The sequence below is a fragment of the Pseudomonas sp. FG35 genome (genome assembly GCF_057809295.1).
In genome coordinates this window covers 175,261-187,718 of record NZ_JBMDJR010000005.1, presented here as the reverse complement: position 1 = coordinate 187,718, position 12,458 = coordinate 175,261, and the positions used below count along the sequence as shown (strand labels likewise).

The 12,458-nt window shown below is 62.4% G+C and carries 9 protein-coding genes; 7 read left to right on the top strand and 2 right to left on the bottom strand.

Going from position 1 to position 12,458, the window contains the following annotated elements; genetic code table 11:
• Window positions 1–103: 103 nt before the first annotated feature.
• The gene (locus ACODTD_RS12175; protein WP_011336629.1) at window positions 104–1,129 is read left to right on the top strand and encodes a histone deacetylase family protein; all 1,026 of its coding nucleotides are present in this window, start codon (window positions 104–106) and stop codon (window positions 1,127–1,129) included.
• The gene (locus tag ACODTD_RS12170) at window positions 1,126–2,226 is read left to right on the top strand and encodes a polyamine ABC transporter substrate-binding protein (protein WP_221615824.1); all 1,101 of its coding nucleotides are present in this window, start codon (window positions 1,126–1,128) and stop codon (window positions 2,224–2,226) included. Before ACODTD_RS12175 ends, ACODTD_RS12170 begins: the two co-directional genes overlap by 4 nt.
• A 59-nt stretch (window positions 2,227–2,285) precedes the next feature.
• Here ACODTD_RS12170 and pdxR read toward each other — a convergent pair whose 3' ends face one another.
• Complete coding sequence (gene pdxR / locus ACODTD_RS12165) at window positions 2,286–3,839, bottom strand: MocR-like pyridoxine biosynthesis transcription factor PdxR (protein WP_489104886.1); 1,554 nt, start codon at window positions 3,837–3,839, stop codon at window positions 2,286–2,288.
• Window positions 3,840–3,931: 92 nt separating this feature from the next.
• Here pdxR and ACODTD_RS12160 point away from each other — a divergent pair, with 92 nt between their 5' ends.
• The 5 genes from ACODTD_RS12160 (at window position 3,932) to ACODTD_RS12140 (ending at window position 10,542) form a co-directional block, all read left to right on the top strand.
• The gene (locus ACODTD_RS12160; protein WP_041475468.1) at window positions 3,932–4,555 is read left to right on the top strand and encodes an FMN-binding negative transcriptional regulator; all 624 of its coding nucleotides are present in this window, start codon (window positions 3,932–3,934) and stop codon (window positions 4,553–4,555) included.
• A gap of 10 nt (window positions 4,556–4,565) precedes the next feature.
• The gene (locus tag ACODTD_RS12155) at window positions 4,566–5,012 is read left to right on the top strand and encodes a GNAT family N-acetyltransferase (protein ID WP_011336633.1); all 447 of its coding nucleotides are present in this window, start codon (window positions 4,566–4,568) and stop codon (window positions 5,010–5,012) included.
• Window positions 5,013–5,024: 12 nt separating this feature from the next.
• Window positions 5,025–5,696, top strand: a complete 672-nt coding sequence (locus ACODTD_RS12150) for a GNAT family N-acetyltransferase (protein ID WP_489104885.1) — start codon at window positions 5,025–5,027, stop codon at window positions 5,694–5,696.
• Between the two features lie 221 nt (window positions 5,697–5,917).
• On the top strand, window positions 5,918–8,875 hold the full coding sequence (locus tag ACODTD_RS12145) for an autotransporter outer membrane beta-barrel domain-containing protein (protein ID WP_489104884.1): 2,958 nt from the start codon (window positions 5,918–5,920) through the stop codon (window positions 8,873–8,875).
• A gap of 200 nt (window positions 8,876–9,075) precedes the next feature.
• On the top strand, window positions 9,076–10,542 hold the full coding sequence (locus ACODTD_RS12140) for an autotransporter outer membrane beta-barrel domain-containing protein (RefSeq protein WP_489104883.1): 1,467 nt from the start codon (window positions 9,076–9,078) through the stop codon (window positions 10,540–10,542).
• Window positions 10,543–10,646: 104 nt separating this feature from the next.
• Here ACODTD_RS12140 and oadA read toward each other — a convergent pair whose 3' ends face one another.
• The gene (gene oadA / locus ACODTD_RS12135) at window positions 10,647–12,455 is read right to left on the bottom strand and encodes a sodium-extruding oxaloacetate decarboxylase subunit alpha (protein WP_011336637.1); all 1,809 of its coding nucleotides are present in this window, start codon (window positions 12,453–12,455) and stop codon (window positions 10,647–10,649) included.
• Window positions 12,456–12,458 lie beyond the last annotated feature (3 nt).

Sequence of the window (12,458 nt, the reverse complement as noted above, 5' to 3'; positions counted from 1 at the left end):
TTTTGGCCACATCGATCCCCTTTTGGCCTCTCTGGCCGTTCTCCGATTCGCCTCGCGCCGCAACACTGGAGCCAACCGAATCAGCCCCTGCGGAGAACAACAAATGCTGACGATCTACTCTGACGATCACCACCTGCACCATGGCCGCTGCGAATTGATCGACGGGCAACTCAAGCCTTGCTTCGAGATGCCGTCGCGCGCCGACCACGTGCTGCAACGGGTAAAAAATCAAAACCTCGGCCCGGTCGAAGCACCGAAGGATTTCGGCCTCGGGCCGATCGAGCGCATTCACAGCCGCGACTACCTCGACTTTTTCAAAGGCGCCTGGGCACGCTGGACCGAATTCAACACCGACGGCGACTTGCTGCCTTACACCTGGCCGGCGCGCACCTTGCGTCAGGTCAAGCCGACCAGCCTGCACGGCCAGCTCGGTTATTACAGCTTCGACGGCGGCGCGCCGATCACCGCCGGCACCTGGCAAGCGGCGTACAGCGCGGCGCAAGTGGCACTGACCGCACAAGCGGAAATCCAGCGTGGCGCCCGTGGGGCCTTCGCCCTGTGCCGTCCGCCGGGACACCACGCTGCCGGTGATTTGATGGGCGGTTATTGCTACCTCAACAACGCCGCCATCGCCGCGCAGGCATTCCTCGATCAGGGCCACAAGAAGGTCGCGATCCTCGACGTCGACTACCACCACGGCAATGGCACCCAATCGATTTTCTACGAGCGCAGCGACGTGCTGTTCACCTCGATCCATGGCCACCCGGAAGCGGAATTCCCGTTCTTCCTCGGCTACGAAGACGAACGCGGGGAAGGCGCCGGGGAAGGCTTCAACTTCAACTATCCGCTGCCAGCCGGTTCCGGCTGGGATATCTGGAGTGCGGCACTGGATCAGGCCTGCCAGGAGATCGACAACTACGGCGCCGACATCATCGTCGTGTCGCTGGGTGTGGACACCTTCAAGGACGATCCGATTTCGCAGTTCAAGCTCGACAGCCCGGACTACCTGGCCATGGGCAAGCGCATCGCGGCCCTCGGCAAACCGACCCTGTTCGTCATGGAAGGTGGCTACGCGGTGGAAGAAATCGGCATCAACGCGGTGAACGTGCTTGAAGGTTTCGAACAATGAGCAGACTCAAGCACTTCATCGCGCCGGCGTTGTGCGCGGCTCTGCTAAGCGGCGCCGCACACGCCGAGGAACGCACCCTGCGGGTCTACAACTGGTTCGACTACATCACCCCCAAGGCACTGGAAGATTTCAAGGCGCAGAACAGCCAGACCAAACTGGTCTACGACATCTTCGACACCAACGAAGCGCTGGAAGCCAAGCTGCTGACCGGCAACTCCGGCTATGACGTGGTGGTGCCGTCCAACGTGTTCCTGGCCAAGCAGATCGAGGCCGGGGTGTTCCAGCCGCTGGATCGCAGCCAGTTGCCGAACTGGAACCACCTCGACCCGAAACTGATGAAGCTGATCGAGGCCAACGATCCGGGCAACCAGTTCGCCGTGCCGTACATGTACGGCACCATCCTGATCGGCTTCAACCCGGCCAAGGTCAAGGCCGCGCTGGGCGACAACGCGCCGGTGGACAGCTGGGACCTGATCTTCAAGGAAGAGAACATCAGCAAGCTCAAGCAATGCGGCGTGGCCCTGCTCGATTCGCCGTCGGAGATCCTGCCGCTGGCCCTGCAACACCTCGGCCTGGATCCCAACAGCAAGAACCCGGCGGACTACGCCAAGGCTGAAGCGCTGTTGATGAAGATTCGCCCGTACGTGACCTACTTCCATTCGTCCAAGTACATGGCCGACATCGCCAACGGCGACATCTGCGTCGCGGTCGGTTATTCGGGCAGCTTCTCGCAAGCGGCCAACCGCGCCAAGGAAGCGAAGAACGGCGTGGTGGTGGACATGCGCCTGCCGAAAGAAGGCGCCCCGATCTGGTTCGACATGCTCGCGATCCCGAAAGGCGCGAAGAACCCGCAGGACGCCTACACCTTCATCAACTACCTGCTGCAACCGCAGGTGATCGCGCCGGTCAGCGATTTTGTCGGTTATCCGAACCCGAACAAGGACGCCACCGAACTGGTCGACCCGGCGATTCGCAACAATCCGAATCTGTACCCGACCGATGCGGCGATGAATACGCTGTACACCCTTCAGCCATTACCGCGCGATGCGGAACGGGCACGCACGCGGGCGTGGACGAAGATCAAATCCGGCACCTGAAACTTGCTCATCCAACCCGGACCCGCCCCGGCGGGTCTTTGGATACCGACGCTGCGCCTTCACTCACCCCAGGCTTGACGCAAACGGGCCAGGGCCGACTTGATCGCCGGCTCCGGCACCGCCGCAAAACCCAGCACCAGACCGGCGCGCTGATCGAGCGGCGTCGTCGAGTCCGGCAGCCAATATTTGCTCAAGCCATTGACCTCCACCTTTACCCTGGCGGCCTGTTCGATCAATTGCTGTTCACGGGCCACGCTGTCGACCGCCACGGTGAGATGCAGTCCGGCCGACACGGCTGGCAGTTCGCCGACACCCTCCACCCCCTCGGGCCAGCCATTGAGAAGTACATTGCGCCGGCTCAGGGCTGCCCGACGCATCCGCCGGATGTGCCGCTGAAAGTGCCCGGCCGCCATGAATTCGGCCATCACCGCTTGAGTGCTCACTTCGGAATGCCGGACATCCACCGCCCGCCGCTGCGCAAACGCCTCCACCAGTGTCGGCGGCAACACCAGATACCCCAGGCGCAGCGCGGGGAACGCGACTTTGCCGAAGGTGCCGACATACAACACGCGGCCCTGGCGGTCGAGCGCCGCCAGCGGGGCCAAGGGTGCGCCGGTGTAGCGATACTCGCCGTCGTAGTCGTCCTCGACGATCCAGCCGCCGGTGCGCTCGGCCCAGGCCAGCAGTTCCAGACGTCGCGCCAGGCTCATCACCACACCGGTCGGGTATTGATGAGACGGTGTGACATACGCCACCCGGCAATCTTCGGCGGCCGCCAGTGCCGCGCAGTCGATGCCCTCCTCATCCACCGCAATGCCGTGCAATCGACCGCCGGCCAGCGCGAACGCATGACCCGCTGCGCGATAGCCGGGATTCTCGATGCCCACGCCGGCGCCCGGCTCCACCAGCAACTGTGCACAAAGGCTGATTCCCTGTTGCGCGCCACTGGTGATCACAATTTGCTCAGCCGAGCACTGCATGCCGCGCGAACTGCGCAAATAAGCGGCGATCAGCCCGCGCAGGCGCGCATCGCCCGCCGGGTCGCCGTAACACAGTTGCTGCAAATCGGGTTTGCGCCAGAACGCCGCGCTCAGCTTGGCCCAGACGTCGAACGGGAACAGATCGAACGCCGGAACACCGACCCGGAATGCTCGCGGCGGACCGCTTGGTGGCGTCGGCAAATGGTTCTGCTCAAGCCGCTGCAATGCACCGCTGTGGATAACCTTGCTGGATAAATCCCCAGTGGAATTGGCCGAAATTGTGGATAAGGCTGTGGGTAAGTCTGTTGAAAACCCTGTGGATACTTTTGTGGATAATTTTTTCGCGGGCGCCACCGATTGCGGTAACTGCGCCACATAAGTGCCGTCCCCGACCCGACCTTCAATGAAGCCCTCGGCATACAGCTGATCGTAGGCACGCACCACGCTGTTGCGGGAAATCCCCAACGCTGCCGCCAGATCGCGACTGGCCGGCAGGCGCGTGCCGCTGGCCAGACGTCCGTCGAGCACCCGTAGGCGCAAGGCCTGATAGAGCTGACGGCTCAGGCCTTTGCGGCGGTCGAGCTCGATACCGGCAGGGTTGAACGGCAGCGACAGCGTGGTCGAATCGGGCATGACAATGGACCTATGAAATTGGTCATCAATGGCTCTTACAACAGACCAATAGCCTGCCTACGATGCAGGCATTCGCCAAGGAAATTTTCTCCATGTACACGCCCCGCGCCTTTGCCATCGACGACCTGTCCCAACTGCACGAACTGATCCTCGCCACCCGCCTCGCCATATTGGTCACCCATGGCGAACAAGGCTTGCAGGCCAGTCATGTGCCAGTGCTGCTGCATCGTGAACAAGGTCCGAACGGCACGCTGTACGGGCATCTGGCCAAGGCCAATCCGCAGTGGAAAGACCTGCGCGACGGCGCCGAGGCGATGGTGATTTTTCCCGGTGCCGATGCCTACGTCAGCCCGGGCTTTTACCCGAGCAAGGCCGAGCACGGCAAAGTCGTGCCGACCTGGAACTACGTCGCTGTGCACGCCTACGGTCACGCCGAAACCTTCAGCGATGGCGGTCGGTTGCTGGACATCGTCAGCACCCTCACCGACCGCCATGAAGCGGGTCGCGACCAGCCCTGGTCGGTCGACGATGCTCCGGCGGATTACATCGACGGCATGCTCAAGGCCATCGTCGGGTTCGCCATTCCGATCGACCGCCTCGAAGGCAAGCGCAAGCTCAGCCAGAACCGCAGCGCCGAAGATATCGCCGGCGTACGCGAAGGCCTGGCCGCCAGCCCCGACATCAACGATCAAACCCTCGCTCACTTGATGCGTTAAGGAAATCACCATGAGTCAGATCGACATCCGCCCGGTCAGCGCCGCCGATCACGCGGCGTGGCTACCGCTGTGGCAGGCCTACCTGCGCTTCTACAACACGGAATTGCCGGACGCCGTCAGCCAAAGTACCTGGCAGCGATTTCTCGACCCGAACGAGCCGACCCACGCCGCCCTCGCCTGGGCCGACGGCAAAGCGGTGGGCATGGTGCATTTCATCTACCATCGTTCGAACTGGAGCATCGAAAACTCCTGCTACCTGCAAGACCTGCTGGTGGAGCCACAAACCCGTGGCACCGGCGTCGGCCGCCTGCTGATCGAACACGTGTACGCCACGGCCAAGGCCGACGGTTGCTGCAAAGTGCACTGGCTGACCCACGAAACCAATGCCACGGCGATCCAGCTCTACGAGCGCATCGCCGAACGCCCGGGTTTCATCCAGTTTCGCAAAGCCATTTAAGGAGCCACGTGCATGACGAATTCTCTTGCTGACTGGAAAGGCGTACCGCCGCCCTCCACCACCCTGATCGAAGGCCGCTTCATCCGCCTGGAAAAACTCGACCCGACGCGGCACGGCGACGACCTGTTCAACGCTCTGCAAGGCCCCGGCGCAGACCCGAAACTCTGGGATTACTTGCCCTACGGCCCGTTTCCCGAGCGCAGCGCCTTCAATGACTGGCTGAACAACCACGCCGCCCACAGCGATCCGTATTTCTTCAGCGTCATCGACCGCGCCAGCGGCCAGGTGCAAGGCATCCTCAGCCTGATGTCGATCGTCCCGGCCCAGGGCCGCATCGAAATCGGCCACGTCACCTTTGGCGCGCCGATGCAGCGCTCGCCGAAAAGCACCGAGGCGGTCTACCTGCTGGCCAAAGAATCCTTCGCCCTCGGCTACCGCCGCCTCGAATGGAAATGCAACAACGGCAACGCCCGCTCCAAATACGCTGCCGAGCGCCTGGGCTTCAGCTTCGAAGGCGTGTTCCGCCAGCACATGGTGGTCAAGGGCCAGAACCGTGACACCGCGTGGTACTCGATTCTGGACTCGGAATGGCCGGCGATTGCGGCGGGGTTCGAGCGCTGGTTGAGCGATGAGAATCAGACGGCGGATGGGCAGGTGAAGGGGTTGGTTGAGTGCCGCGGTTGAGCCAGTGAACGTAAAAGAGCGCAGCCTGCGGCATCTCATTCAAGCGATGTCCAAGGCTGCGATTTCGACTCTGCACCACCGTCGGATCTGCAATGAATTGCAGATGAACGTCCAAATCTGAGGCCTGAACTGCAAAAGAATGCACATAGGCCGTACATCATTCTGTAAAAACCCTCCGCTATACAGGACGCCCCGCTTATAACAAAAAGGACGTTCTGCCCATGCCCTTCCCGCCCCAGCGCCTGTCGTTTGCCATTGCCCTGCTGATCGCCACCAGCGCCGCCCACGGCAAGACCGTGCAGATCGACACCGCCACGACTGCATCGCAGACATTGGGTGGCAGCGACACGCTGACGATTTCCGCGCCGGGCAGTATTACCAACAGCGGCAAGGCCGTGAGCCTCAAGGATGGTACCAGTGGGATCGGCGTGATCATCGACAACGCCGGCAAGATCATTTCCAGCGGCGGCCGGGCCATCGACAGCAGCGGCGACCTGACCCAGGCGCGCAACTACACCCTCTATAACCGCAGCGGCGGGCAGATTCTCGGTTCCAACGACGCGATTCGCATCGACAGCAACTTCGTCAGCGGCAGCCTGTTGATCGACAACAGCGGCACCATTCGCTCGACCACCGGCCAGGGCCTGGATCTGGATGCGCTGCGCAGCGCCGGGGTGAAAACCACGATCATCAACCGCGCGGGCGGGCTGATTCGCGGTGACGCCAGCGACGGTATGAAGACCGGCGCCAATGCGACCATCAGCAACTACGGCGAAATTTCCACGGGTGACTCGCACAACGCCGATCAGAAGTTCGACGGCATCGATATCGACACCGCGACCGGCGTCAGCGTGACCAACTACGGCGTGATTTCCGGCGGCCGGCATGGCATCACCACTGACCTCGGAGCGACGCTGGTCAACTACGGGCAAATCACCGGGCGCAACGGCTCCGGTTTCGGTTCCGACGGCGACGGCACGGTGATCAACCACGGCACCATCACCGGCGCCTATTCAGGGTTGCAAGCCAATGGCGACGGTGACGGCGTAGACATCGACAACATCGCTCACATCGAAAACTACGGCACCATTCAGGGCGTCGGCGCCGGCGGTGTGGACAAGGGCGGTTTCGCCAATGGCAGTGAAGGCATCGCGCTGGGCGGCGGTTACATTCTCAACGCCAAGGATGCGCTGGTCAGCGGCGCCAACAGCGCGATTCTGGTGGACGACGGCAGCGGTGGTTCAGGGCTGGCGGCCACCACGCTGGAGAACTACGGCACGATCCAGGGCCTCGACGGTTTCGGCGTGAAGTTCGTCGGTGAATTCGCCGACAGCGTGATCAACGGCGGCGCCATCAGCGGCAGCAACGGTCTGGCGCTTGACCTGGGCGGCGGCGATGACAGCCTGACCCTGCGCAACGGCAGCCGCTTTGTCGGCGTGGTCGACGGTGGCAGCGGATATGACCGCGTGGTGATGGACGACGCGGCGGGCGGCAGCTTCGGTGCCAGCCGCAATTTCGAATGGCTCGAGATCAAACAAGGCGCCTGGACGCTCACCGGCAGCGGCGACTTCAGCGACGGCGGTGCCGTGCGCAACGGCGCCACTTTGGTCAACCAGGGCGGCATCGCCGGCAATCTGACCGTGGACGCCGGTGGTGTGTACGCCGGGGGTGGTTCAGTGGGCAACCTCAGCGTCAATGGCACGTTGCGCACCGACACCCGCTTCGGCACCGCGACCGTCGTGCACGATTTGAACATGAGCAGCACATCCACCCTCGCCTACGGCGTCAACGCCGATGGCAGCAGCGCGCCGGTTCAGGTCGGCGGCACGGCCAACCTCAACGGCGCGACGCTGGCGGTCAATCCCGGCAGCGGCACCTATCCGTGGCAGAGCCATTACACGGTACTGCAGGCTGCGCGGGTCAACGGCACATTCGGTGCAGTCACCAGCGACTACGCCTTCCTCACGCCGACCCTCGCTTACACGCCGACTCAGGTCGATCTGACCTACACCCGCAATGACGTGGCGTTCAATGAATTCGCCGCCACCGGCAACGGCAGCAACGCCGCCAACAGCCTGGCCTCGATCGGCAAGAACAACGCGCTGTACAACGCGTTGCTCAACACCACTCAAAGCAGTGCAGGCGCGGCCATCGAGCAACTGGCCGGCGCCAGCAACGCCAACCTGACCAGCGCCACCCTCGGCGCCAGCAGCCAGGTCGGCAGCAGCATGCTCTCGGCGATGCAGCAAATCGGTGGCAGCCCAGGCTTGCTGGTCGGCCTCGATCAGCGTGATACGCCGATCCTCGCGGCCAACGGCGTACCGTCCGAAGCGCGAAACCTGAATGATCCGAACGCCCGTGGCCGGCTCTGGCTGCAGGCCATCGGCGGCTACGGCAAGCTCGATGGCGAACACGGCAGCAGCGGCCTGGAACAACGCACCAAAGGCAGCGTGCTCGGTGCCGACTGGGCACTGAATCCGCAATGGCGTCTGGGTGTGCTCGGTGGCTATTCGAAGACCGATCTGGATGCCACCGGCGTCGACGGCAATGTCGAGAGCTGGCACGCCGGTGTTTATGCGCAGCATCAAAACGGCCCGCTGGCCTTGCGCCTGGGCGCGGCTTACAGCGGTCATCAGGGCGAAAGCAAGCGCACCATCGCGTTCAACGGTTTCAGCGACCGCCCCAAAGGCGATTACGATGCCGACAGCCAGCAAGCCTTCGCCGAACTCGGCTACGCCATGGGCACTGGCCGGCTCAGCGCCGAACCGTTCGCCAGCCTCGGCTATCAGCGTTATCACCGCGAGCGCTATCAGGAAAAGGGCGGTGCGGCGGCGTTACAAGTTGACAGTCAGACTCAGGACAACTTCAGCAGCACCTTCGGCCTGCGCCTGGCGCACCTCGGCTCGCTGGACAATGGCATGAGCTTCACCCCGCGAATGGCCGCCGGCTGGAAGCACACCTACGGCGATGTCAGCAGCTCGACCCGTCAGGCGTTTGTGGTCGGCGGCACGGCGTTCAGTGTCGATGGCAGCTCGCTGGATCGTGACAGTCTGGTGCTGGAAGCAGGGCTGGATCTTGGTATTTCCGCGCGGCATACGCTGGGCTTGGGATACAGCGGCGAGATTGGCAGCAACAGCCGTAATCACGGGTTGATCGGGCAATGGCAGATGAGTTTTTGAGATTTCGCCAATCTGGATTTCAGCGGAAGTTGTAGGTAAAGGCGTCTGGATGGTTGGGTAATCATGGCGGGCTCGCCTCCCGCCGACGACCGGGCTACAAAAGCAGACGCGATCACCTGCATGTGGCTCGGAATTGCCCGGCATCGGAGGACCGGCGTCGACTTTTACAGTTTGGCCTCAATTCACCTGAGGCGAACGGAATGCCCATTCAATGCAAATACAAGCTCCAACATCTTGTCCTCGCGGTTGCGCTGGCAGTCGGTTGCGTAGAGTTTTCTCTTGCGGAGCAGACTGAGCCAGACACGTCTGTCGTGAAAGAGGTGAAACCCAAGAACCCGCGCAAACCTAAGGACAAACCTGCTCCGCTCAAGCTCGCTGAAGAAACAACGCGTGAGGAAAAGATCGCTCCCCCCCTGGAAAAAATCCCCGTCAGCACTGAGCTTCCCGTGGTCCCCGCTCACACAGCCGACGACATTTCATCCAAAAAAATTGCCACGACAGAGAGCGGCAGCGCACTCAAAGAAAGCCTGGAAAAACCAGCGCCCTTACCGGAACCGGTTCTGGCCGAAACGCCTGCGACTCAACAAGCCTCATTGGCTGACCAGCCACCGTCAACGGACTCCCCTTCACCAGCAGGCAACTCAGCCATTGCGGCTCTGCTCGCTGCCGACGAAACCACCGCAGCACTCGCCCTCAATCAATTGTCCGGCGGCAGCAACGCCAACCTCGCCAAGGCCACCTTGAGCAGCGTCACACCGGTCAGCGCCAGCCTGCTGTCGGCCATGCTTCAGCTCGACGACCAGCATGACAACCAGCCAAGCGCACCCCGCCACGCGGCCGGAAACGCCGAGAGCGGCAGGATCTGGCTGCAAGCCCTCGGTCATAGCGGCAAACTGGATCGCGATGTGGAGCCCATGCAGCATTCCACCAAAGGACTGCTGCTCGGTGCGGACTGGCGCCTCAACGAAGAATGGCGACTGGGCTTGATGGGCGGCACCTCCGACACACGTATTGATAGCAAGGAACTGGACGGCGATCTCGACAGTTGGCACCTCGGCGCCTACGCCATGCGCCAGACCGGTCCGTTGGCACTTCGGCTCGGCGCAGCCTGGAGCAACCATGAAGGCAGTACCCGTCGCGAAGTCGCGTTCGGCCGCTTCCATGACCGACTCAAAGGCAACTACCAGGCCAGCACCCAGCAAGTGTTCATCGAGTCGGGATACAACCTGGGGCGGGCCAACGTCAGCATCGAGCCCTTTGTCGGCCTCGGCTACCAACGCTACCAGCGCAACGGCTACACCGAGAAAGGCGGAGCGGCGGCACTCAAGGTTCACGCTCAATCCCAGGGTAACTTCAACACTACCGTCGGTCTGCGCATGGCGAACGTCAGCACACTGGATAACGGTATGCGCCTCACGCCACGATTCAGCGCGGGATGGAAACACGTTTACGGCGAGACCTACACCAGCACCCGACAACGTCTGGTCACCGGCGGCCATGGCTACACCGTTTACGGCGCAGAGCTGGATCGCAATAGCCTGACGCTGGACACCGGGCTTGATCTGGCCGTCTCGTCCAGCCACACATTCGGCATTGGCTTGTCGGGCGAGATCGGTACCGACAGCCGAAACCACGGCGTATCGGGCCAGTGGCGAATGGCGTTCTGAGTCCAGACTGGCTGCTGCCGCACGTTGCGGCAGCAACCTGAAAGCAAAAAAAAGGGGAGCACATGCTCCCCCGAGGTTTAAAGCGTTGTATCGAGGCCGTTATCTCAGCCTTCGATCTCGATCAGGATTTCGCCCGGGTTGACCCGGTCGCCCTTGGCAACGTGGATGGCGGTGACCTTGCCGGCAATCGCGGCCTGGACTTCGGTCTCCATCTTCATCGCTTCGGTGATCAGCACGGCCTGGCCCGCCTTGACGGTGTCGCCTTCCTTGACCAGCACATCGACGATGTTGCCCGGCATGGTGGTGCTGACGTGGCCCGGTGCCGAAGCCTGCTTGCGCTTGCTGCTGCCGCCGCCGACGAATTCGTTGAGCGGCTCGAACACCACTTCTTCCGGCATGCCGTCGATGGACAGGTAGAAGTGACGCTTGCCCTCAGCCTTGACGCCGACACCGGTGATGTCCACGCGGTAGGTTTCGCCGTGGACGTCGATGACGAACTCGGTCGGTACGCCTTCGCCGCCGGCCGAAGCCACCTTGCCCGCTTCCGGGATCGGCAGCAGCACTTCCGGGGTGAGGGTGCCGGCGGCACGCTCTTCGAGGAACTTGCGGCCGATGTCCGGGAACATGGCGAAGGTCAGCACGTCTTCTTCGGACTTGGCCAATGCGCCGATATCGGCACGCAGCTTGGTCATTTCCGGCTTGAGCAGATCGGCCGGGCGTACGTCGATCACCTCTTCGCTGCCGATGGCCTGGCGACGCAGCTTCTCGTTCACAGTGCCGGGCGCCTTGCCGTAGCCGCCTTGCAGGTAGAGCTTCACCTCGTTGGTGATGGTCTTGTAGCGCTCGCCGGCCAGCACGTTGAAGAACGCCTGGGTGCCGACGATCTGCGAAGTCGGGGTCACCAGCGGCGGGAAGCCGAGGTCTTCACGTACGCGCGGGATCTCCGCCAGCACTTCGCCCATGCGGTTGAGAGCGCCCTGCTCTTTCAACTGGTTGGCCAGGTTGGAAATCATCCCGCCCGGCACCTGGTTGACTTGAACACGAGTGTCGACGGCAGTGAATTCGCTTTCGAACTGGTGGTACTTCTTGCGCACGGCGTAGAAGTACAGACCGATCTCTTGCAGCAGCTCCAGATTCAAACCGGTGTCGAACTCGGTGCCTTTCAGCGCAGCAACCATCGATTCGGTGCCAGGGTGACTGGTGCCCGACGCGAAGCTGGAGATCGCGGTGTCGATGTGGTCGGCACCGTTTTCAATGGCCTTGAGCTGGCACATCGCTGCCAGGCCGGCGGTGTCGTGAGAGTGGATGAACACTGGCAGCGACTGCTCGGCTTTCAGTGCACGCACCAGCTCACCGGTCGCGTACGGGGTCAGCAGACCGGCCATGTCCTTGATCGCCACCGAGTCGCAACCCATGGCTTCCATTTGCTTGGCCTGGGCAACGAACGCGTCGATGGTGTGCACCGGACTGGTGGTGTAAGCGATGGTGCCCTGGGCGTGTTTGCCGGCAGCTTTCACCGCTTCGATCGCCACGCGCAGGTTACGCACATCGTTCATCGCGTCGAAGATGCGGAACACGTCGATGCCGTTGACCGCGGCCTTGGCGACGAACGCCTTGACCACGTCATCGCTGTAGTGGCGGTAGCCCAGCAGGTTCTGCCCGCGCAGGAGCATTTGCAGACGGGTGTTGGGTAGCGCGGCGCGCAGCTGGCGCAGGCGCTCCCACGGGTCTTCTTTCAGGAAACGTACGCAGGCGTCGAAGGTTGCGCCGCCCCAGCATTCCAGTGACCAGTAGCCGACTTTGTCGAGCTTGTCGCAGATCGGCAGCATGTCTTCGGTGCGCATGCGGGTGGCGAGCAGCGATTGGTGGGCGTCGCGCAGGATGGTGTCGGTTACGAAAATCTTTTTAGTCATTGT